Origin of the sequence: Jiangella gansuensis DSM 44835 (genome assembly GCF_000515395.1) — a bacterium.
In the GTDB taxonomy this organism is placed as follows: domain Bacteria; phylum Actinomycetota; class Actinomycetes; order Jiangellales; family Jiangellaceae; genus Jiangella; species Jiangella gansuensis.
In genome coordinates this window covers 1,783,212-1,803,898 of record NZ_KI911782.1, presented here as the reverse complement: position 1 = coordinate 1,803,898, position 20,687 = coordinate 1,783,212, and the positions used below count along the sequence as shown (strand labels likewise).

General features: G+C 72.5%; 20 protein-coding genes. 9 read left to right on the top strand and 11 right to left on the bottom strand.

Going from position 1 to position 20,687, the window contains the following annotated elements; translation table 11 throughout:
• The first annotated feature begins 12 nt into the window (after positions 1–12).
• The gene (locus JIAGA_RS0108785) at positions 13–660 is read left to right on the top strand and encodes a response regulator transcription factor (RefSeq protein WP_026875370.1); all 648 of its coding nucleotides are present in this window, start codon (positions 13–15) and stop codon (positions 658–660) included.
• Positions 661–706: 46 nt separating this feature from the next.
• Positions 707–1,420 (top strand): ACT domain-containing protein, encoded by a 714-nt coding sequence (locus JIAGA_RS28525; protein ID WP_157552909.1) that lies wholly within the window; start codon positions 707–709, stop codon positions 1,418–1,420.
• On the opposite strand, the gene JIAGA_RS0108775 is transcribed toward JIAGA_RS28525, so the two are convergent.
• From JIAGA_RS0108775 to JIAGA_RS0108755, 6 genes are all read right to left on the bottom strand, one after another.
• Positions 1,409–3,520: a RecQ family ATP-dependent DNA helicase gene (locus JIAGA_RS0108775; RefSeq protein ID WP_035812292.1), complete on the bottom strand. Its 2,112-nt coding sequence runs from the start codon at positions 3,518–3,520 to the stop codon at positions 1,409–1,411. The genes JIAGA_RS28525 and JIAGA_RS0108775 overlap by 12 nt on opposite strands.
• Before the next feature lie 616 nt (positions 3,521–4,136).
• Positions 4,137–6,359: an NAD-dependent DNA ligase LigA gene (ligA, locus tag JIAGA_RS0108770; RefSeq protein ID WP_026875368.1), complete on the bottom strand. Its 2,223-nt coding sequence runs from the start codon at positions 6,357–6,359 to the stop codon at positions 4,137–4,139.
• A gap of 66 nt (positions 6,360–6,425) precedes the next feature.
• Positions 6,426–6,785: a DUF5615 family PIN-like protein gene (locus tag JIAGA_RS0108765; RefSeq protein WP_026875367.1), complete on the bottom strand. Its 360-nt coding sequence runs from the start codon at positions 6,783–6,785 to the stop codon at positions 6,426–6,428.
• A 34-nt stretch (positions 6,786–6,819) separates the two neighbouring features.
• Complete coding sequence (locus JIAGA_RS36090) at positions 6,820–6,966, bottom strand: DUF433 domain-containing protein (protein WP_425402781.1); 147 nt, start codon at positions 6,964–6,966, stop codon at positions 6,820–6,822.
• A gap of 180 nt (positions 6,967–7,146) precedes the next feature.
• Positions 7,147–8,157: a methionine synthase gene (locus JIAGA_RS28520; RefSeq protein WP_035812288.1), complete on the bottom strand. Its 1,011-nt coding sequence runs from the start codon at positions 8,155–8,157 to the stop codon at positions 7,147–7,149.
• Positions 8,158–8,225: 68 nt separating this feature from the next.
• Entirely contained in the window at positions 8,226–9,083 is an 858-nt protein-coding gene (locus JIAGA_RS0108755) for a LysR family transcriptional regulator (RefSeq protein WP_026875366.1), read from the bottom strand.
• Positions 9,084–9,253: 170 nt separating this feature from the next.
• Between JIAGA_RS0108755 and JIAGA_RS0108750 the strand changes: the two genes are divergently transcribed.
• The 4 genes from JIAGA_RS0108750 to JIAGA_RS0108735 are packed head-to-tail and all read left to right on the top strand — an operon-like array spanning position 9,254 to position 13,065.
• A complete protein-coding gene (locus tag JIAGA_RS0108750) occupies positions 9,254–10,087 on the top strand; it encodes an MBL fold metallo-hydrolase (RefSeq protein ID WP_211239578.1) in 834 nt (277 codons plus the stop codon).
• A gap of 1 nt (position 10,088) precedes the next feature.
• A complete protein-coding gene (locus JIAGA_RS28515; protein WP_035812287.1) occupies positions 10,089–11,393 on the top strand; it encodes an ABC transporter substrate-binding protein in 1,305 nt (434 codons plus the stop codon).
• A complete protein-coding gene (locus JIAGA_RS28510; RefSeq protein WP_051425882.1) occupies positions 11,390–12,250 on the top strand; it encodes a carbohydrate ABC transporter permease in 861 nt (286 codons plus the stop codon). The genes JIAGA_RS28515 and JIAGA_RS28510 overlap by 4 nt, the downstream gene beginning before the upstream one ends.
• A complete protein-coding gene (locus tag JIAGA_RS0108735) occupies positions 12,247–13,065 on the top strand; it encodes a carbohydrate ABC transporter permease (protein ID WP_026875364.1) in 819 nt (272 codons plus the stop codon). The genes JIAGA_RS28510 and JIAGA_RS0108735 overlap by 4 nt, the downstream gene beginning before the upstream one ends.
• Here the strand turns inward: JIAGA_RS0108735 and JIAGA_RS0108730 are convergent.
• The gene (locus JIAGA_RS0108730; RefSeq protein WP_211239577.1) at positions 13,051–14,073 is read right to left on the bottom strand and encodes a DUF6454 family protein; all 1,023 of its coding nucleotides are present in this window, start codon (positions 14,071–14,073) and stop codon (positions 13,051–13,053) included. The genes JIAGA_RS0108735 and JIAGA_RS0108730 overlap by 15 nt on opposite strands.
• Before the next feature lie 146 nt (positions 14,074–14,219).
• Between JIAGA_RS0108730 and JIAGA_RS0108725 the strand changes: the two genes are divergently transcribed.
• The 3 genes from JIAGA_RS0108725 (at position 14,220) to JIAGA_RS28505 (ending at position 16,560) form a co-directional block, all read left to right on the top strand.
• The gene (locus tag JIAGA_RS0108725) at positions 14,220–14,933 is read left to right on the top strand and encodes a VIT1/CCC1 transporter family protein (protein WP_026875362.1); all 714 of its coding nucleotides are present in this window, start codon (positions 14,220–14,222) and stop codon (positions 14,931–14,933) included.
• A 64-nt stretch (positions 14,934–14,997) separates the two neighbouring features.
• Positions 14,998–15,627, top strand: coding sequence for a TetR/AcrR family transcriptional regulator (locus tag JIAGA_RS0108720; protein WP_026875361.1), 630 nt, complete (start codon positions 14,998–15,000; stop codon positions 15,625–15,627).
• A 24-nt stretch (positions 15,628–15,651) separates the two neighbouring features.
• Positions 15,652–16,560, top strand: a complete 909-nt coding sequence (locus JIAGA_RS28505; RefSeq protein WP_051425881.1) for an alpha/beta fold hydrolase — start codon at positions 15,652–15,654, stop codon at positions 16,558–16,560.
• Here JIAGA_RS28505 and JIAGA_RS0108710 read toward each other — a convergent pair.
• The 4 genes from JIAGA_RS0108710 to JIAGA_RS0108695 all read right to left on the bottom strand — a co-directional run bounded on the left by JIAGA_RS0108710 (position 16,550) and on the right by JIAGA_RS0108695 (position 20,682).
• On the bottom strand, positions 16,550–17,200 hold the full coding sequence (locus JIAGA_RS0108710) for an arsenate reductase/protein-tyrosine-phosphatase family protein (protein ID WP_026875360.1): 651 nt from the start codon (positions 17,198–17,200) through the stop codon (positions 16,550–16,552). The two genes, JIAGA_RS28505 and JIAGA_RS0108710, sit on opposite strands and share 11 nt — an antisense overlap.
• A gap of 39 nt (positions 17,201–17,239) precedes the next feature.
• Positions 17,240–18,346, bottom strand: coding sequence for a tRNA 2-thiouridine(34) synthase MnmA (mnmA, locus tag JIAGA_RS0108705; protein WP_026875359.1), 1,107 nt, complete (start codon positions 18,344–18,346; stop codon positions 17,240–17,242).
• Positions 18,347–18,348: 2 nt separating this feature from the next.
• Entirely contained in the window at positions 18,349–19,563 is a 1,215-nt protein-coding gene (locus JIAGA_RS0108700) for a cysteine desulfurase family protein (RefSeq protein ID WP_026875358.1), read from the bottom strand.
• 159 nt (positions 19,564–19,722) lie between these two features.
• Positions 19,723–20,682, bottom strand: a complete 960-nt coding sequence (locus JIAGA_RS0108695; protein WP_026875357.1) for an electron transfer flavoprotein subunit alpha/FixB family protein — start codon at positions 20,680–20,682, stop codon at positions 19,723–19,725.
• Positions 20,683–20,687 lie beyond the last annotated feature (5 nt).

Genomic DNA, 20,687 nt, shown 5'->3' with positions numbered 1-20,687 from the left:
CAAGCTATGCGGGTGCGCGTCGTTCTGGCTGAGGATTCCCTGCTGCTGCGAGAAGGCCTCGTCCGCCTGTTGGGTGAGGCGGGCGCCGAGGTCGTCGACGCGGTCGGCGACGGCGATGCGCTGGTCAAGTCGGTGGCCGAGCACCGGCCCGACGTCGCCATCGTCGACGTCCGGATGCCGCCGACCTTCACCGACGAAGGGCTACGTGCCGCGCTGGCCGCCCGGGCCTCCGTCCCCGGCACCGGGGTGTTGGTGCTGTCGCAGTACGTCGAGGAGTCCTACGCCGGCGACCTGCTCGCCGACGGCGCCGGCGGGGTCGGCTACCTGCTCAAGGACCGCGTGTCCGCGCTGGCGGACCTGTCCGACGCCCTGGAGCGGGTCGCCTCCGGCGGCACCGTGCTCGACCCGGAGGTGGTGGCGCAGCTGTTCGCCCGCCGCCGCCGCGACCCGCTGGAGACACTGACCGCGCGGGAGCGAGAGGTGCTGGGCCTGATGGCCGAGGGTCGCACCAACGTCGCGATCGCCCGGCTCCTGGTGGTGACGCAGGGCGCGGTCGAGAAGCACATCTCCTCGATCCTCACCAAGCTCGACCTCCCGCCGTCCGACGACGACCACCGCCGCGTCCTGGCCGTGCTCGCCTGGCTGCGCGCCGAGCATTGACCCACGCGGCAACCTGCGCGTGACAGTTCTGTGCCACCCTGTCCTGGTGTCGTTTCTCCTGCGTGTCGTGGTTCCGGACCGTCCCGGCTCACTCGGCGCGGTCGCGTCGGCGGTGGGCGCGGCCGGCGGTGACATCGTCGGGGTGGACGTCGTCGAGCACCGTGGCGACGGGTACGTCGTCGACGACTTCCTCGTGGACCTGCCCGGCGGACGACTGCCCGACTCCCTGGTCACGGCGTGCCGCACGGTGCCGGACGTGACGGTCGAGTTCATCGGCCGCTACAGCCAGGGCGCGGGCCTGCACCGCGATCTGGAGGCGGTCGAGGCGATGACCGACGAGCCGAGCCGGGCCGAGGAGATCCTCGTCGACCTGGTGCCGGGCATCTTCCGCTCCGGTTGGGCGCTGCTGCTGCCGCAGAACGGGTCGACGCTGACGGTGCTGCGTGCCAGCGGCGGGGCCCCGGAGGAGGACGGCTACGACGCGCCGTGGCTGCCCATGGCGGAGGCGGGCCGGATCGTCACCGGCGCAGACGCGCCCACCGCCTGGCAGGACGTGGTGGCCGTCGGGGTACCGGTGGCCGACACCGACCAGCTCATCGTGTTCGGCCGGGACGGCGGCCCGAGCATCCTCGACTCCGAGCTGGCCCGGCTGGTGCATCTGGTGGACCTCGCACAGGTGATCCGCCGCCGCAACGCACCGGCCGGCTCCCCCGCGCCCTCGAGGACCGACGGCGCTTCCGCGGCGGGCTCAGCCCACTGACGCCAGCGCGAACGGCAACACCTGGGCGGCGCCGGCGAGGCGCACCTCACGGCCGGCGACGGTGAGAGTCCAGCGAGAGTCGGCGACGTCGTCGACCAGCAGCACCACCGGCTCCGGGCCCAGCTCCGCCAGCGACTCGCGCGCGGCCGGCCCGACCCGCCAGCCGTTCCAGACCGAGGCCAGCCGGAACGCGCTGTTGCCGCCGGATTCACCACCGCTGCCGGCATCGGCATCGGCCGGCTCCAGCTCGCCGAGGTCGACCAGCCGCCCGACACTCGCGAGGTGCCGGCCCACCGAGCCGACCAGTTGCGGGTGCCGCCGCGACGGCACGGTGAGCACGGCCTGCGGCCGGCGGTCCCACTGCCACTCGCGCAGCACGTCGACGCAGGCGGCCAGCAGGGCGTCGGGTGCCGGCGCGTCCGGGCCGTCGAGCAGCGACCGCAGCCGCTGACCCCAACCGAGGTCGGTGAGCCGCGCGACCACCCGGCCGGGTTCGAGCTTCTCGGCCGGGCCGATCTTGCCCTTCACGTCGATGCCCAGCCGGCCCATTCCGGACGGCCACTGCACCCGCGGCTCCAGCAGCACCCCGGACCGGGCGAGTGTGGTGCGCGCCGCCGCTCGCGCCGTGGCCGGAACGTCGTCGGTGTACCAGGGCCCGGCGCAGACGTCGCACCGCCCGCACGGCGCGGCGCTGGGGTCGTCGAGGGCGGCCTGCAGGAACGACATGCGGCACTGCTCGCCGCGCTGGTACGCGAGCATGGAGCGGGCCTCGGCGTCGCGAGCCGCGGCCACCCGCTGGTACCGCTCGGCGTCGTACACCCAGTCCTGCCCGGTGGCCTGCCAGCCGCCGCGGACACGCTGCACCGCGCCGTCGACGTCGAGCACCTTGAGAAGCAGCTCCAGCCGGGTACGCCGGACGTCGACCACCGTCTCCAGCGCCGCGGTGGACATGGCGTCGCCGGCCGCGGACAGCGCCCGGATGACCGCCGCCGCCTGCTCCTGCCGCGGCATCGAGACGGTGGCGAAGTACTGCCAGATGGCTTGGTCCTCGGCCGCCGGGAGCAGCAGGACGTCGGCGCGTTCGGTGGCCCGGCCGGCGCGGCCGACCTGCTGGTAGTAGGCGACCGGCGACGACGGTGCGCCGAGGTGCACCACGAAGCCGAGGTCGGGTTTGTCGAAGCCCATGCCCAGCGCGCTAGTGGCCACCAGCGCTTTGACCTCGTTGTTCAGCAGGGCACGTTCGGCCTCGACTCGGTCGGCCGGGTCGGTACGGCCGGTGTAGGCGATGACCCGGTGCCCGGCCTCGCGCAACAGTGCCGCGGTGTCCTCGGCCGCCGACACGGTCAGCGCGTAGACGATGCCGCTGCCGGGCAGCTCACCCAGGTGCGCGGTGAGCCAGGCCAGCCGATGCTCGGCGTCGTCGAGGGCGAGGACGCCCAGCCGCAGGCTCTCGCGGGCCAGTGAGCCACGGATGGTGGTGACCTCCGCTCCCCCGCTGCCCAACTGCTCGGCGACGTCGGCCACCACGCGGGCGTTGGCCGTGGCCGTGGTGGCCAGCACCGGGGTGCCGGCCGGCAGCGTGGCCAGCAGGTCGCGGATGCGTCGGTAGTCGGGCCGGAAGTCGTGGCCCCAGTCGGAGATGCAGTGCGCCTCGTCGACCACCACCAGGCCGGCACTGGCCGCGAGCGCCGGCAACTGTTCCTCGCGGAAGCGGGGGTTGTTGAGCCGTTCGGGGCTGACCAGGAGCACGTCGACCGCGTCGTCGGCCAGCGCCTTGCTGATGTCGCCCCATTCCTCGGCGTTGGCGGAGTTGATGGTGACGGCGCGGACGCCGGCCCGGCCGGCCGCGGCCACTTGGTCGCGCATCAGCGCCAGCAGCGGCGAGACGATGACCGTCGGGCCCGCGCCGCGGGCGCGCTGCAGCCCGGTGGCGACGAAGTACACCGCCGACTTGCCCCAGCCGGTGCGCTGGACCACCAGCACCCGGCGCCGGTGTTCGACGAGGTCGCGCACCGCGTCCCACTGCCCGTCGCGGAACTCGGCCGTGTCGGAACCGACCAGGCGCCGCAGCAGCGCCTCGGCCTCGTCGCGTAGGTCCATGCCGGCGACCGTAACCCGCGGCACCGATAACCCGCTACTGCCTGCCGCCGGGCTGTGGACAACCCACGGTGATCGACAGACCGCCGGGTTCCCACCAAGGGCGCGGCTCGGTGCCGATCACGAGCGGAGGTTCCGCTGGGCCGAACCTTCGACGCAGTGAACTACCAGGTCGAACGGGGTATAACACGCATACGGGCGAAGCCCTTGACCGCTGTCGCGGCCGGAACGATCATGGAGGCACAACTCAATACTGGAGTCCCACTCGGGGCACCGGCACGTCGTCAGGTTCCCGAGTGGTCGTGTGACGGCTCGCCGGAACCTCGAAGGTAGCGAAAGAGGACCCCCATGAGTCGTGATCACGGTCGGAGACACCTCAATCGGCTGCACATCGGCTGGTACCTCGCGAGACTGCGGGTCCAGGCCTACGCGGCCGTCACCGGTCGGTTCCTGTCCCGGGCCTGACGCCCGCGACACCCCGGCCGAGGTCTCTTCGGTCTCCGGTAATCCAGCGAGCAGCTCGCCCGGCGCCCACGACGGCGGCGAACGAGTCTTCTGGACACGAAGGGTTCGGCTTCTGCCGGGCCCTTCGCGCGTGTCCGGACCCCGTGCCGCCTGATCATGGCGCCTCGACCTGGGCGAGCTTCGCGGCCTCATCCGGGCCGGACTCCAGCAGCACCCGGAAGCCGGCCTCGTCGAGCACCGGCACCTTCAGCTCGATGGCCTTGTCGTGTTTCGAGCCGGCGTTCTCGCCCGCCACAACGAACGAGGTCTTCTTGGACACCGAGCCGGAGGCCTTACCGCCACGGGCCAGGATGGCTTCCTTTGCGTCGTCGCGGGAGAACTCCTGCAGCGAGCCGGTGACGACGATGGTCAGGCCCTCGAGCGTGCGGGGCATGGACGTGGACGGGTCGTCGCGCATTCTGACGCCCGCCGCGGCCCACTTGTCGACGATCGCCTTGTGCCAGTCGACGGCGAACCATTCCTTCACCGACGCCGCGATGGTGGGCCCAACGCCGTCGGCGGCGGCCAGCTGCTCCTCACTCGCCTCGACGATGGCGTCCATGGAGCCCAGCGCGCCCGCAAGCGCCCGCGCCGCCGTCGGACCGACGTGCCGGATGGACAGCGACACCAGCACCCGCCACAGGGGCTGCTGCTTGGCCTTCTCCAGGTTGTCCAGCAGCCGGCGGCCGTTGACGGTGAGCTCGCCCGCGGCGTTGGTGAACAGCGGGACCCGCTTCAGCTGTTCCGCGTCGAGCGAGAACACGTCGCCCTCGTCGACGACGACGCCGGCGTCGACCAGCGCGATGCCGGCCTCCCAGCCCATCGCCTCGATGTCGAAACCGCTGCGGCCGGCCAGGTAGAACAGCCGCTCGCGCAGCTGCGACGGACACGAGCGGGTGTTGGGGCAGCGGATGTCGACGTCGCCCTCTTTCGATGGAGCCAATGGAGTCCCGCACGCCGGGCACTCGGTGGGCATGACGAACTCGCGCTCGTCGCCGTCGCGCAGCTCGAGCACCGGGCCGAGGATTTCGGGGATGACGTCGCCGGCCTTGCGCAGGACGACGGTGTCGCCGATGAGCACGCCCTTACGCTTGACCTCCGAGGCGTTGTGCAGCGTGGCGTTCTCGACCGTGGAGCCGGCGACCTTGACCGGCTCCATGACGCCGTACGGCGTGACCCGGCCGGTGCGCCCGACGTTCACCCGGATGTCGATGAGCTTGGTGGTGACTTCCTCCGGCGGGTACTTGAACGCGATGGCCCACCGCGGCGCGCGCGACGTGGAACCCAACTGGCGCTGCAGGTCGACCTGGTCGACCTTGACCACGACGCCGTCGATCTCGAACTCGACGTCGTGCCGGTGCCGGCCGTAGTGGTCGATGAAGGCCTGGACCTCGTCGAGGTCGGGGACGACCTTCGGCCGGTCGCTGACCGGCAGCCCCCACGCCTGCAGCGCCTCGTAGCCCTGTGACTGGAACCGGATGTCGAAGCCGTCGCGGCGGCCGATGCCGTGACACACCAGGGTGAGCCGGTTGAGGTTGCGCCGGGCGCGCTCGTACTCCTCACGCACGCGCTCGTACGTGGCCTGGGCTCGGCCTTCGTTGCCGGCGGCGTCGGCCTTGGCCTTCGCGGCGTCGAGCTTCTCCTTGCGCCGGTCCATGCGCTGGCGCAGCACGCCGGCGCCGGAGTTGCGGGCGTTGGCGAACAGCGGGAGGCCGAGGTCGGTCCGTTCGGCGTTGATGGCCTCGAACTCGGCACTGGGGAAGACGGCCTCGCCGCGGATCTCGACCACCGCCGGCACCGGGTAGTCGTCAGTGCCGGTGAGCCGGTCCGGGATGGCGTCGACGAACTGCGCGTTGTACGTGATGTCCTCACCGGTGCGTCCGTCACCACGGGTGGCGAGCGTGGCCAGCTTCCCGTCCCGGAAGACGATGTCGACCGCCAGGCCGTCGACCTTCGGCTCGCACAGGTACCGCGCCCCGGTGCCGACCTCACGCTCGACCCGGGTGGCCCACTCGGCGAGGTCGTCGGCATTGAAGGCGTTGTCGAGGCTGAGCATGCGCTCCAGATGCTCGACCGGCGGCCACGACGCTTCGGCCCCGGCGCCCGGCTCGGCCACCGGCGCACCGACCTGCTGGGTGGGCGACTCCGGCGTGCGCAGCGACGTGTACTGCTCCTCGATGCCCTCCAGCTCGCGCATCAGCTCGTCGAACTGCGCGTCGCTGACGGTAGGCGTGGCGAAGTAGTAGCGCTGGCGGTGCTCCTCGATCTCCTGCGAGAGCGTCGCGTGGCGCTCGCGGATGTCCGCCGGGACGTCGTTGATGTCGGCTTGCTCGGTCACAGCACAGACGGTACTGCCCACCACCGACGACGTCCGGCATGCGCTGCGTTCATTTCTGGGCGCCGTTCATTTCTTGTGAACGCTGCTCGTGGTCGGTCTGAGCGGCGATGGACGAACTCGGACACGATCCGGGGTGAGCGTCGCGATCACCCCGGCATCCAAGAAATCCATGAGCTCGCGTGAGAGGGCAGCCAGGACGAGCTCGGCGAGCTCCGTCGACGTCAAAGTGTCCACCTTGCGCGTCAGCAGAAGTGACGGTTTGGTGCCACCGGACGCATAGAGGAGCTGGACGAAATCATGATCACACGACACGACGGTCCGGTCATCAGCCGCGGCCCGGGCGACGATGATGCTGTCGTCCGTGCTGGCCAGCCCGATCTCGCTGACGTGAACGGCGTCGTGGCCCGGGCCTTCAAATAGGGGCACAGCCGATGGGAGATGTTCTCGTCCAGCAGGACCTTCATGCAGACTGCGTCACCGGCAAGTGGCACTCACGCACGGAGAACGAGGCGTAGGCGATGGCCTGTTGGACGTCCGCCGCCTCGATGAACGGGAATTCCTCTTGGACCTGCTCCAGCGACCAGCCCGCGCCAATCAGCCGAAGCAGGTGTTCGACGGTGAAGCGGTGCCCGCGGATGCAGGGTTGGCCACCCGTCTTGCCTGTTCGATGGTGATTCGATCAAAACCGTTCACACCTCCAGTGTGCCACGGATGGCACATCACGGGTGCGTGCCTGCGGCCGCAGCATCTTCGCCGTCGCATCGGTGCGACATCGTGACCGGTGCGCTCATCCGCTCCCGGCGGCGACGTCGGCGAAGGCTCGCGCGGTGGTGCGGGCCAGGACGTAGGCGCGCCGCGCCCAGCCGGGGCCGGCTCCGGCCAGGCCGCAGGTCGGGGTCACGACGGTGCGCGCGGCCATCGCGGCCGGGTCTTGGTCCAGGCGCCGCCAGAGCCCGACGACGCGTTGGGCCAGTTCACGGTCCGACGGTGGCGTCGACGGCGGCAGCGCCGGCACGACGCCGGGCCACAGCGCCAACCCCGCGTCAACGGCCGCGGCGAGCTGCTCGAGAACGCCACCCCCCAGCCGGTCCACGTCGAGGGATACGGCGACGGCGCCGGCCCCGTGCAGCAGCCCGACCGGGGCGTCGGCGGCGCAGCTGTGCACGACGACGGGAGCACCGGCAGCACCGATCACCGTCCCCAGCAGAGTCTCCGCCTCGACGGCATCGACCGCGCGCAGCCGGCCGAACCCGCTGACGGTCGGGATGGAACCCGCCAGCACCGCCGGCAGCCCCGGTTCGTCGAGCTGCAGCACCACCGTGGCACCGGGCACCCGCCGGGCCACGTCGGCCACGTGCGCGCGCACGCCCTCGGCCAGCGACTCGGCGAGGTCACGGCGGGCCCCGTAGTCGCCCACGGCCCGCCCGCCGCGGTTGAGCTCGACCGTCGCGGCGAGCGTCAATGGCCCCGCCACCTGCACCTTCAGCGGCCCCTCGTAACCGTAGGCGGCGATCTCGAGCGCATCGAGGTCGGCGCCGAGCAGGGACGCGGCGCGCCGCTCGTCCGCGCCCGGCCGGTCGATCAGCCGCCACCCGGACGGCTGGAGGTCGACGTGCAGGTCGACCAGGAGCGTCGCGGCCCGGCCGACGAGGTCGGCGCCGGCTCCCCGCTCGGGAAGCTCCGGCAGGTGCGGGAGGTCCGGCAGCTCGCCGACGACGACGCGGGCGGCCTCGTCGCGGTCGTCGTACGGCAGGGAGCCGATGCCGGTCGCCGTCGCGGATGCCCATGGAAATGCCACGCCGCCGACTCTAGGCGACGACCCGCCCCAGGACCGGCCGCGTGTCCCGCCACGCGACGGCGCCTCCGTCACGCGACCGCGCGCAGCAACTCGATGAAGCGGCGCAGATGACGGTCCGGTGCCGGCCGGGTCATGGCGACCAGGTTCACCGACAGGTCGTGGATCCGGACGAACGCGACCGGAAACCCACCGGAATCCTGGGCCACGGCCGGGGCGAAGCACACCCCGCGGCCGGCCGCGACCAGGCTGAGCTGGGCTTTGAAGCCGGTCGCCTCGCCGCGCACGCGGGGCAGGAAGCCGGCCCGCTGGCAGGCGGCGACGAACCCCTGCCGCAGCGCCAGGTCCGAGGAGTCGACCGCCATCAGCCAGTCCTCGTCGGCCAGATCGCCGAGGCGCAGCGAGGTGCTGGAGGCGAACCGGTGGCCGGCCGGCAGCGCGACGGTGAGCGGCTCGTCGCGGATCGGCGTCATCTCCAGGTCCGGCGGTACCGGCGCGCCGGGCAGCACCCACTGGATGCCGAGGTCGACGCGCCCGTCCACCAGCGCCGTTCGCTGCTCGCTGGAGCTGGCGGGCAGCAGCCGCAGCGGCAGGCCGAGCGGGTCGGCGCCGAACCGGGCCGCCGCGGCCGGGACCATCCGCTCTCCGGGCGCGCTGACGTACGCGACGCACAGCATGACCCCCGCGCGGTCCCGGCCGAACGCCTCACGCAGCGCTGCCACCGGTACCGCGATCTCGCCGTACACTCGCCGGCCGTCGGCGGTCAGCAGGACCGACCGGCTGGTCCGTTCGAACAGCGGCGCACCGAACTCCTCCTCCAGCAGGCGCACGTGCCGGCTCACCGCCGAGGTGCTGAGGTGCAGCCGATCGGCCGCCCGGCCGAAGTGGAGCTCTTCGGCGACGGCGATGAACGAGGTCAGCCAGCTCATTCTGGGGTCCATCGGCGACATCCCTCACGTTCGGCAGGGCCGACTCTAGACGCCCGGACGGTCATCGTGAACGGCCGCGGGACGATCCTCGCCGAAGCCGGCACGATCGTTCAGGCGCTGGTCGACGTTCGGTCAGATCGTTCATGCCGGCGCTACCTACGTTCGTCCGCGTGACGACCAACCCACACGACCGTTCCCATGACGCGGGCCTGCGCCTCACCGTCCTCGGCTGCCGCGCCGGCATGCCGGAGCCCGGCTGGCCCAGCTCCGGCTATCTCGTGCACCTGCCCGACGGCGACATCCTGCTCGACTGCGGCCCGGGGGTGGCTGCGAAGGCCGCGGCGCGGGCGGCGGAGCTGTCGGCCGTCTTCGTCAGCCACATGCACACAGACCACTGCCTCGACCTGCTCGTCCTGGGCAAAGCGCTGACCCAGGGCGAGCTGCCGCCGGCCAAGCTGCCGCTGTACGTGCCGGCGGGGGCAGCGCGGACGCTGCGCCACTTCAACGAGCTGTTCCCGCTGGACGCCGACGGACCCGGCGACCACCCGACCGACCACGTGTTCCGCGAGGTGTTCGACGTCGTCGAGTACGAGCCCGGCCGGCCGGTCACGGTGGGCGCGGCGACGGTGGAGCCGGTGTCGATGCGGCACCGGCGGCCGTGCTGCGGCTTTCGTGTCACGTCCGGAACGCGGTCACTCGCCTACACCGGCGACACGATGGCGACGCCGGCGTTCGAGCGGCTGGCCGGCGGTGTCGACCTGCTGGTCTGCGAGGCGACGCTCGAGGAGCCGGACCGTACCGGCCACGGACATCTCAGCGCCACCGAAGCGGGTCAGCTCGCCACCCGCCACGGTGCGTCGGCGCTGCTGCTCACCCACTGGGCCCACACCACTCCCGGCTGGCTGGAGGCACAGTCCGGCCGGGCCGCACGGCATTTCGCCGGACGCATCGACGTCGCCGTCCCCGACCACACGTTCCACGCATCCGACCTCCAGGAGTCCTGACATGCGCACCACCCTGATCGGCATCGTGCTCGCCACCGGCCTCGTCGCCGCTGCCTGCGGCACCGCAGGATCCGACGGCGCACCCGCGTCCGGCGACGGCGAGCCCGTCACCATCGTGTTCGAGTCGTACAACTACGGGACGGAGGGCCTCGGCGGGGAGGGCACCCAGCAGCTCATCGACGAGTTCGAAGCCGAGCACCCGGACATCCGCATCGAGCCCAAGGGCACGCCGGCCGGCGAGATTCACAGCAGCGTCCATGCGCAGGCTGCGGCGGGGAACCCGCCGGACGTCGCCCAGATCGGCTGGAGCAAGTTCGGCTTCCTGCTGGAGAACCTGCCGTACGTGCCGTTGGAGGAGATCGCGCCGGCCGGCGAACTGGAGGCGCACCTGGACGGGATGTACCCGGCCTCGGTCGAGCTGGGCCGCCGAGACGGCGAGCTGGCCGGCATCCCGTACAGCGTCTCGACGCCGACGCTGTTCATCAACGCGGACCTCTTCACCGCCGCCGGGCTCGACCCGCAACAGCCACCGGCCACGTGGACCGAGGTCCGTGACGCCGCAGCGGCCATCGTCGCCACCGGCGCCCAGGGCGTCTACGTCGACGCGGCCGGTGAGGCCAAGTCCGACTTCCTCACCCAGTCGCTGATCAACTCCAACGGCGGACGCCTGCTCGGCGACGACGACTCGCTGCAGTTGGACCAGCCGGCCGCCGTCGAGGCGCTGGGCATGCTGGGCGAGTTGAGCGCGGACGGCTTGCAGCCTCAGGTCGGCGAGGCCGAGGCCGTGGCCATGTTCGAGGCCGGGCACCTGGGCATGCTGGTCTCCAGCACGGCTCTGCTCGGCGGGTTCGCGGCCGCGTCCGAGGGTGTCTTCGAGCTGGAGACGGCGGGTCTGCCCGCGTTCGATGGACACGACGTCGCACCGACGGTGTCCGGTGCCGGCCTGTTCGTCTTCTCCGACGACCCCGAGAAGCAGCGCGCGGCCTGGGAGTTCGTGAGGTTCCTGACGGGCGAGCGCGGGTTCACCGTCCTGGCCTCGGTGATCGGCTACCTGCCGCTGCGTCCCGCGCTGATCGACGACCCGGAGTACCTCGGTGAGTTCTTCGCCCAGGACGACCGGCTGCTGCCGACCGTCGAGCAGTTGGACTCGCTGGTGCCGTACCAGGTGCTCCCGGGCCAGCAGGGCCAGCAGGCGCTGGAGCTCATGCAGGACCAGGCGGTCGCGCCCATCATGATGTCCGGTGCGCAGGTCGAGCCGACCCTGCGCACCGTCGCGGAGCAGATGCGGGAGCTGCTCGGATCATGACCGCCGCCACCCGCGCCCGGCCGGGGCCGTACCTGGCCCCGGCCATGCTGGCCGTCGGGCTCACCGTGTACGGCCCGCTCGTCGCGGTCATGCTCCTCAGCCTGTTCGACTTCAACCTCACCACGCGACCGCCGGCGTGGACCGGGCTGGCCAACTACGGCGAGGTCCTGACCAGCCCCGGCGCGGGCCGGGCGCTGTGGAACACCGTCGGCTACATGGTCGCGATCCTGCCGCTGTCGGTGCTGGCCCCGCTGGTCGCCGCGGTCGCGGTGTGGCGGCTCGGCGGCCCGCTGACCGGCTTCTACCGGACGGTGTTCTTCCTTCCGGTGCTCATCCCGCCGGCGGTGGGGGCGGTGATGTGGGAGTGGCTCCTCAACCCGGTGCTCGGCATCACCGACGAGCCGCTCGCGTTGCTCGGCCTCGGACCGGTCGCCTGGCTGACCGAGCCGGCCACCGCCTTCGCCGCGGTGACCGTGGTGAGCGGCTGGAAAGTGTTCGGCCTCAGCTTCATCCTCTTCACCGCAGGGCTCGCCACGATCGACGCCGACGTCATGGACGCCGCCCGGCTGGACCGGGCCGGCGAGTGGCGGCTGCTGCGTCACATCGTGCTGCCGCTGCTGCGGCCGGTGACGACAGTCGTCGTGTTCGCGACGGTGGTGTTCGCCGGGCCCTGGACGTTCGGCGTCATCGACGTCCTGACGCAGGGCGGACCGGCCGGCGCCACGTCGAACGTCTACTACCTGCTCTACCAGCAGGCGTTCAGCTTCTTCGACGGCGGTCCGGCGGCGGCCCTGTCGGTGCTGATCACCGTCGGCTTCGGCGCCGTCGTCGCCCTTCGGCTGCGAGCGACGCGATGAGCCGGCGTCGCGCGCTGCGGTTCGCCGCGCATCTGCCCCTGATGCTCGTCGCCGTCGCCGTCGCCTTCCCCGTTGTCTGGGCGGTGGTCACGTCGGTCAAGCCGACCGCGGTGCTGTACGACGTCAACCCGTTCGCCGCCGCGCCGACCCTGGATCATTACCGCGGCGCTATCGAGTCGATGCCGGTCGTACGGTTGATCGCCAACACCGCGATCATGTCCGCGGCCGTGGCGCTCGGACAGGTGACGGTCGCGACGCTGGCGGCGTGGGCACTCACGCAGTACCGGTTGCGCGCCCGACGCTTCGCGTTCGCCGCCCTGATCGGCACCGCGCTGGTGCCGCAGCAGGCGCTCGTCGTGCCGCACTATCTCCTGGTCTCGCGGCTGGGCCTGCTCGACTCCTACGCGGGCCTGGTGCTGCCGCAGCTCGCATCGTCGGCGCTGGCGATCTTCCTGCTGCGCCAGCACCTCGCGGGGTTCCCGGCCGAGCTCATCGAATCCGCCCGACTGGCCGGCGCCCCGGACCGGCTGATCCTGCTACGCATCGTGCTGCCCAACCTGCGGCCGGTCGTCACCGCCGTCGGCATCGTCGTGTTCATCCAGACCTGGAACGAGTACCTCTGGCCGCTGCTGGCGACCAGCGGGACGTCGCGGGCCACCGTCCAGGTCGGGCTGCGGATCTTCGAGACCGAGCAGGGCACGGCGTGGGGCCCGTTGATGGCGGCCACCACGCTCGTCGCCGCGCCCGTGGTGGCCGCCTACGTCGTCGCTCAGCGCCGGGTGACCGACGCGTTCGTGCGCTCAGGACTCGGCTGAGGTCTCCAGCACCATGAGCGTCGTCCCGCCGGGCTCGCCGCCGTCGTCGGGCGCCGCCCACATCCGCAGGACGTCTCCGTCGACCTCGAGGTGCACGGGGTTGCGGGTGACGACGTGCCGGTTCGCCGACACCGTCGTCACCGGGACCTCGTGGCCGACGGTGCCCTCGCGCAGGTCGACGACGGCGATGCCGCCGAGGTCGAAGCGGACACCGTCAGGGTTGCGGTACTCGACCAGGCCGGTGCACACCGCGCTACCGGCACCGACGGCCGCGCAGTCCTGGAAGTCGACGTAGTGGCTCTCGTTGTCGACGCGGTCCAGCACCTGCCCGCGGGCGGTCCAGGTGTAGAACCGGCGCGAACCCCAGGAGACCCCGTGCACGTGGCCGGTGTCGGCGTCGCGGACGACCCCGCCCACGTGGTCGTCCGAGCGGAACGCCGGCCGCGCCCGCAGCGTCCGCGGGTCGACGGCGTAGACGATCGAGCGTGAGTTCGGCCGGTACTCCGCGACCGGGACCCACAGATCGCGGCCGTCGAAGTCGATGCCGCCCGGGTGGTACATGGTGCCCTCGCCGAGGGTGACGTGCCGCAGCAGGCGCCCGGTCAGGTCCAGCTCGAACAGGTGACCCACGCCCCGCCCCGGGCTGCGGTCGTAGCCGTCGACGGGCTCCGGGTAGCGCACGGGCGGCTCGATGACCTCGACGCTGGACAGGTACAGCTTGTCACCGACGCGGGCCAGCCCCTGCGGGTGATGGGTCTCGAACTCCAACGACAGCTCGTTCACGACGGTCCACGTGGCGGACCGGTCGAGGTTCTCGACCGCGGCCAGAACCGGGCTGGCGGGCCTGCCGGCCTGGCGGGCGGCGGATGCGTCGCCGGTCGCGGCAGGTGACCCGTCGGACGCCGCGCCGGCCGCCACCCAGGCCGGGCCGGCGGCCAGCAGGACGGCTGCGGCAGCGACCATGGCTCGGCCGGCACCGCGCCGGCGCATCGATCTCACCAGGGGCATGGGTCCTCCTCGGTTCGGGCCGGCTCGACGCGTGCCGCCGGCGCTGGTGGTGACCGTTGCCCACCCAGGTTGCCGGGTGTCGAGCGTTCGGTGAAGAGCCGCTGGTCATCGGGCGACGCTTGTGCCCGGGCATTACGCTGCGGGGCATGAGCGACGCCCCGCACACCGGTGAGCAGCACGACCAGCGGCTGGCCGGGAGGCTCAACTGGCTGCGAGCCGGCATCCTCGGGGCCAACGACGGCATCATCTCCACTGCCGGACTGGTCGTCGGCGTGGCCGGCGCGACCACCGACCGCACCTGGCTCCTGGTGACGGGGCTGGCCGGCCTGGTCGCGGGCGCGTTCTCCATGGCCGGCGGCGAGTACACCTCCGTCAGCGCCCAGCGTGACACCGAACGGGCCGCGCTGGCGAAGGAACGCTGGGAACTGGAGACCATGCCGTCGCAGGAACTGGCGGAGCTGGCTGATTTCTACGAGCGGAAGGGGCTGACGCCGCAGCTGGCGGCCCAGGTCGCCGAGGAACTCACCCGTGAGGACGCGCTGGCCGCGCACGCCGAGGTCGAGCTGGGCATCGACGTGGACGAGCAGACCAGCCCCTGGGTGGCCGCGTTCTCGTCGTTCGTGTCGTTCGCGCTGGGCGCGGTGCTGCCGTTGCTGGCGATCGTCCTGCCGCCGGCGACCGCGCGGGTCCCGGTCACCATGGTGACGGTGGTGCTGGCGCTGGCCCTGACCGGCTACGTCGGTGCCCGGCTCGGTCAGGCCCACCGCACGCGGGCCGCGACCCGCGCCGTCGTCGTCGGGCTGCTCACCATGGCGGTCACGTACGCGGTCGGTTCCGCGCTGGGCGTCAGCATCTCGTGACTCGCGCACCGGCGCCGCGGCCCTGCCGTTGAGCCGACCGAACGGTCGTGCTATTTTTGCGGACATGACCAAGGGTGCCGAGACCCGGCAGGCCATCCTCCACCACGGGGTGGAGACGGCCTATCGCGTCGGGCTGGGCGGTCTCACCATCGGGCACCTCGCCGCGGCCACCGGCATGTCCAAGAGCGGTCTCTTCGCGCACTTCCGGTCCAAGGAGGTGCTGCAGCTCGAGGTGTTGCGGCAGGCCCGCGCCGATTTCATCGACAGCGTCATCCGGCCGGCCCTCGCCGCACCGCGCGGCGAACCCCGCGTCCGCGAGTTGTTCGAGCGGTGGATCGTGTGCGGCGCGACCCGCCAGCCCGGCGGCTGCCTGTTCGTCAAGGCCGCCACCGAACTCGACGAGCAGGACGGCCCGGTGCGCGACCAGCTGGTCCGCGACCACCGCGACCTCTACGACGCGATCGCGCGCATGTTCGGCTCCGGCATCGCGGAGGGCCATTTCCGCGCCGACGCCGACCCGGTCCAGTTCGCCGCCGACCTCGACGGCGTGATGCTCGCCTTCTACCACGCTCACCGGCTGCTCGAGGACGAGCTGGCCGAGACGCGGGCCCGGCACGCGTTCGAGGCACTGATCGATGCCGCCCGCCCCCGTCGCACCGACTCAACCGGCAGCCCAGCGCAGAGCGCTTCCTGATCACGCACCGCACGGAGGACCCACATGGCCACGACCTCGCCGCAGAATCGCACGACCGTTCGTACTGCTACCGCTCACCCGCCCGCCACGCAGGCCGCCCGACTCGCCCTCACCAGGCTGGCATTCCGGAGCCTCGACCGGGTGGCACCGGACCTGGCCGCGCGTTGGGCGGCCCGCATCTGGTGCACCCTCCCCACCGGCGCCGGCCGCCGTCGCGACGAGCGGCCCCGGCCGGGCGAGCGCTCCACTCTCACGCTGTCCGACGGACGCCGGGTGGCCGTCGAGACGTGGGGGTTCGGCCCGCCGGTCTACCTCGTGCACGGATGGGGCGGGTGGCGCGGGCAGCTCGGCGCGTTCGTCGAGCCACTGGTCGCCGCGAACCGGCGAGTGATCGCCCTCGACGCACCCAGCCACGGCGACTCCGATCCCGGCACGCTCGGCCGCGGACGTGCCACCGGCACCGAGTTCGTCGAGGCACTTTCCGCCGCCGCGGGCAAGCACGGCAAGCCCGACGCCGTCGTCGCCCATTCGTTCGGTTGCGCGGCGACCGCCGTCGCACTGCTCGACGGACTGCCCGCCAGCAAAGTGGTCATGGTCGCGCCGAGCACCGACCTGTCCGGCAACATCGCCGTGCTGGGCCGGATGCTCGGCTTCGGTGAGCGGACGCGCGCAGCCTTGATGTCGCGGCTGCGGCGGCTGGCGGGCCGCCCGGTCGCCGACTTCGACATCGTCGGGCTGGCCCAGCGTGCGGAGCTGCCGCCGACGCTCGTGGTGCACGACCGCGAGGACAAGGAAGTCCCCTACGACGACGGCGCCCGGCTCGCCGCCACCTGGCCGGAGGCGGAACTCGCCAGCACCGAGGGCCTCGGCCACCAGCGCATTCTGCGCGACCCGGACGTGGTGGAGGTGGTCGTCGACTACGTCACGCGCTGACGTCCCGGACGCCGAGGCGCGCGAGCAGGTCGCGGATCCTCTCCTCGAGCTCGTCCCGGACCCGGCGGGCGGCGTCGATCGACAGCTCGCCGTCCGGAACCCAGACCGGCCAGCTCTCGTGCCGTGCGCCGCGCCTGACCGGGCACGACGCGCCGCCCATGGTGACGACGACGTCCGCGGCGTCGACGATCTCGTCGGTCCACGGCTTCGGGAACTCCTCGGACAGGTCGATCCCCCGCTCGGCCATCGCCTCCACCACCGCCGGGTCGATGCCGGGAGCGGGCCGGGCACCAGCGGACCAGGCGACGGCACCGTCACCCGCGAGGTGCTCGACGAGGGCGAGGGCCATCAGCGACCGGGCGGCGTTGTCGGGGCAGACGAACAGGACGGTCGGGGTGCCGTGGTCGTGCTCGTGCTCGACGCGGGCCAACGCGCGCAACCGCTGCCGGGCGAACCGCTCGGCCATCAGCGGCAGGAACGTCTCGATGCGGGCGCCGTCGGCGACGTGCTCGTAGCTGCTGTCGAGGAAGCGTTCGATGGTCTCCCGCCCGATGCGGTCGAACTCCGCGGCCAGCCGGTCGGCGGCGACCCGCAGCGCGAGGTCGCGCTCGATGGCGATCCCGGTCGTCGGTGTGGTCATGTTCCCTCCTTCGTGGGCACCGTGAGGTGCTGTACCCACTCAGGCGGGGGAGGTCACGACCGGCCGGGTGGTGTCGATGGTGGCCGAGCCGATGACCCGGGTGCCGTCGTAGAGGACGATCGCCTGGCCGGGTGCGACGCCCTCCTGCGGCTCGGCGAACCGGACATCGAGGATACCGCGGGCACCGTCGTCATCGCTGACCGTCGCCGTCGCCGGTACCGGCTCGCCGTGCGCCCGGAACTGCGCCTCGCAGCGCAGCTCACCGGCCGGTGCCGGGCCGCACCAGCGCGGCGACACCCCGGTGAGCGCGCCGACGGCCAGTGCCTCCCGCGGCCCCACGGTGACGCGGCGGTCGACGGGCGAGATGTCGAGGACGTAGCGCGGCTTGCCGTCGGCGGCCGGGGTGCCGATGCGCAGGCCCTTGCGCTGGCCGATGGTGAACCCGTAGGTGCCGTCGTGCGACCCGACGACGGCGCCGTCGGCGTCGACCACCTCGCCCGGGGCGTCGCCGAGGCGGCCGCGCAGGAAGCCGGCGGTGTCGCCGTCGGCGATGAAGCAGATGTCGTGGCTGTCGGGCTTGCGGGCCACCGCCAGGCCGCGCCGCTCGGCCTCGTCGCGCACCTCGGACTTCACGGTGTCGCCGAGCGGGAAGACGGCGTGCGCGAGCTGCTGCTCGGTGAGCACGCCGAGCACGTACGACTGGTCCTTGCCGGGGTCGACCGCCCGGTGCAGCTCCCGGCCGGACGGGCCGTCGACCACCCGCGCGTAGTGGCCGGTGCCGACCGCGTCGAAGCCCAGCGCCATCGCCCGGTCGAGCACCGCCGCGAACTTGATCTTCTCGTTGCACCGCAGGCACGGGTTGGGGGTGCGGCCGGCAGCGTACTCGGCGACGAAGTCCTCGACGACGTCGGCGCGGAACCGCTCGGCGAGATCCCACACGTAGAACGGGATGCCGAGCACGTCGGCGGCGCGCCGGGCGTCGCGGGAGTCCTCGATCGTGCAGCATCCGCGCGCGCCGCTGCGGAACGACTGCGGGTTCGACGACAGGGCGAGGTGCACCCCGGTGACGTCGTGACCGGCGTCGACGAGGCGGGCCGCCGCCACCGCGGAGTCCACTCCCCCGGACATCGCCGCGAGCACACGCATGGTCAGTTCCCCCTGGTCGAGCTGGTTGAGCTGGTGGATACGTTGACGACGCCGGCGGCCCGGGCCCGCTCCACCACCGGCCCGATGGCGCGGACCAGCGCGTCGACGTCGTCGGGTGTGGAGGTGCGCCCGAGCGTGAACCGCAGCGAACCGCGGGCCAGCGCCGGGTCGGAGCCCATCGCGAGCAGCACGTGCGACGGTTCCGGGACCCCGGCCGTGCAGGCGCTGCCGGTGGAGCAGTCGATGCCCGCCGCGTCCAGCAGGAGCAGCAGGGAGTCGCCCTCGCAGCCGGGGAAGGAGAAGTGGGCGTGCCCGGGCAGCAGGTGCGCCGGGTCGCCGTTGCGGATGGCGTCCGGGACCTCGCGCCGGATGCCGTCGACCAGCCGGTCGCGCAGCCGGGCCAGCTCCGCGGCGTGACCGGGGACGTCGGCGACGGCGGCGCGCAGGGCGGCGGCCAGCCCGGCCGCGGCGGGCGCGTCGAGGGTGCCGGAGCGCACCTCGCGCTCCTGACCGCCGCCGTGCGTCAGCGGCACCAGGTCGAGCTCGCGCCGGGCCAGCAGGGCGCCGACGCCGACCGGGCCGCCGGCCTTGTGCCCGGACACCGTCATGGCATCCAGGCCGGACTCGCCGAAACGCACGGGCACCTGGCCGATCGCCTGGACGGCGTCGGAATGCACCGGGATGCCGTGCTGGCGGGCGATGCCGACGACCTCACCGACCGGCTGCAGCGTGCCGACCTCGTTGTTGGCCCACATGACGGTGATGAGCGCGACCGACTCCGGGTCCTGGCGGAGCGTGTGCCGCAGCGCCTCGGTGTCGAGCCGGCCGGCGTGGTCGACCGGCAGCCACTCCACCTTGGCACCCTGCTCGGCGGCGAGCCAATGCACCGGATCCATGACCGCGTGGTGCTCGACGGCGGAGGCGAGGATGCGCACGCGACGCGGGTCGGCCGCGCGACGGGCCCAGAAGATGCCCTTGACCGCTAGGTTGTCGGCCTCGGTGCCGCCGGAGGTGAACACGACTTCGCTGGGCCGCGCGCCCAGGTTGGCGGCGACCGACTCGCGCGACTCTTCGACCAGCTTCCGCGTCAGCCGGCCGGACGCGTGCAGCGACGACGGATTGCCGAGGGTCGCCATGGCCGCGGCGACGACGTCGATGACCTCGGGAAGGACGGGAGCCGTCGCCGCGTGATCGAGGTACACCCGGCGCTCAGACATGACCGCACCAGTCTACGTCGGCCCGGGTCGGTCGACCGAACCCGCGTTGATCTTGGAGAACCTGCGGAATCAATCGGGCATTTCGCCCCGCATTTCTGCGGTTGCTCCAAGATCAACGTGGAGGGTGGCGGCGGAGCCGGGCGGCCGGGTCGGTCGAGGTCAGGACTTGCGCTTCTCGATCTCGGCGGTGGCCTGCGGCAGGATGGTGTGCAGGTCGCCGACGACGCCGAAGTCGGCCATGGCGAAGATGGGCGCCTCGGCGTCCTTGTTCACCACGACGATCGTCTTGGACGTCTGCATGCCGGCCCGGTGCTGGATGGCGCCGGAGATGCCGGCCGCGAGGTACAGCTGCGGCGAGACCGTCTTGCCGGTCTGCCCGACCTGGTAGGCGTGCGGGTACCACCCCGAGTCGACAGCGGCGCGCGACGCGCCGACCGCGGCGCCCAGCGCATCGGCCAGCGCCTCGACCGGCCCGAAGTCGCCGCCGGTGCCGCGCCCGCCGGACACGACGATGGCAGCCTCCGCGAGCTCCGGCCGGCCGGTGGCCGCTCGCGGCGACCGCTGGACGATGCGGGCGCGGCGCGCGGAATCCGACACCGTGACCGCGACCTTCTCCTCCGTCGCCGCCGCGGGGGACTGCTCGGGCGTGGCCGAGTTCGGCTTGACCGCGACGATCGCGGTGCCGGACGGCACCTGGGCCGTGACGGTGTACCCGCCGGCGAACACGGACTGCGTGGTCGTCACCACGGAATCGACCACGTCGACATCGACAGCGTCGGTGATGACCCCGGAGCCGAGTTTCACCGCCAGCCGGGCGGCGACCTCCTTGCCGTCCGGGGTGGACGTCACCAGGACGGCCGCCGCGCCCGACGCCGTCGCCACCTGAGCCAGCGCCTCCGCCTTCGGAGCCACGAGGAACTCCTCCAGCTCCGGGGCGTCGGCGACGTACACCTTGGCCGCGCCGTAGGACGCCAGCACCTCGCGGGCGGCGTCGTCGTAGCCGGAGCCGAGGAACACCGCGGCCGGCTCGCCGACCCGCCGCGCGAGCGTCAGCAGCTCGGTGGTCGTCTTGCGTACCGCACCGTCGACGTGGTCGACGAGAACGAGAACCTCACCCATGGTCA

Bases quoted from the DNA above. Each gene is read 5' to 3' on its own strand.
- JIAGA_RS0108710 (WP_026875360.1), bottom strand. From the start codon at position 17,200: ATGACCACACCGACGACCGGGATCGCCATCGAGCGCGACCTCGCGCTG.
- JIAGA_RS0108700 (WP_026875358.1), bottom strand. From the start codon at position 19,563: ATGTCTGAGCGCCGGGTGTACCTCGATCACGCGGCGACGGCTCCCGTC.
- JIAGA_RS0108720 (WP_026875361.1), top strand. From the start codon at position 14,998: ATGACCAAGGGTGCCGAGACCCGGCAGGCCATCCTCCACCACGGGGTG.
- JIAGA_RS0108755 (WP_026875366.1), bottom strand. From the start codon at position 9,083: ATGAGCTGGCTGACCTCGTTCATCGCCGTCGCCGAAGAGCTCCACTTC.
- JIAGA_RS0108730 (WP_211239577.1), bottom strand. From the start codon at position 14,073: ATGCCCCTGGTGAGATCGATGCGCCGGCGCGGTGCCGGCCGAGCCATG.
- mnmA (WP_026875359.1), bottom strand. From the start codon at position 18,346: ATGCGTGTGCTCGCGGCGATGTCCGGGGGAGTGGACTCCGCGGTGGCG.
- JIAGA_RS0108695 (WP_026875357.1), bottom strand. From the start codon at position 20,682: ATGGGTGAGGTTCTCGTTCTCGTCGACCACGTCGACGGTGCGGTACGC.
- JIAGA_RS28505 (WP_051425881.1), top strand. From the start codon at position 15,652: ATGGCCACGACCTCGCCGCAGAATCGCACGACCGTTCGTACTGCTACC.
- JIAGA_RS28515 (WP_035812287.1), top strand. From the start codon at position 10,089: ATGCGCACCACCCTGATCGGCATCGTGCTCGCCACCGGCCTCGTCGCC.
- JIAGA_RS28510 (WP_051425882.1), top strand. From the start codon at position 11,390: ATGACCGCCGCCACCCGCGCCCGGCCGGGGCCGTACCTGGCCCCGGCC.
- JIAGA_RS0108725 (WP_026875362.1), top strand. From the start codon at position 14,220: ATGAGCGACGCCCCGCACACCGGTGAGCAGCACGACCAGCGGCTGGCC.
- JIAGA_RS0108735 (WP_026875364.1), top strand. From the start codon at position 12,247: ATGAGCCGGCGTCGCGCGCTGCGGTTCGCCGCGCATCTGCCCCTGATG.
- JIAGA_RS0108775 (WP_035812292.1), bottom strand. From the start codon at position 3,520: ATGGACCTACGCGACGAGGCCGAGGCGCTGCTGCGGCGCCTGGTCGGT.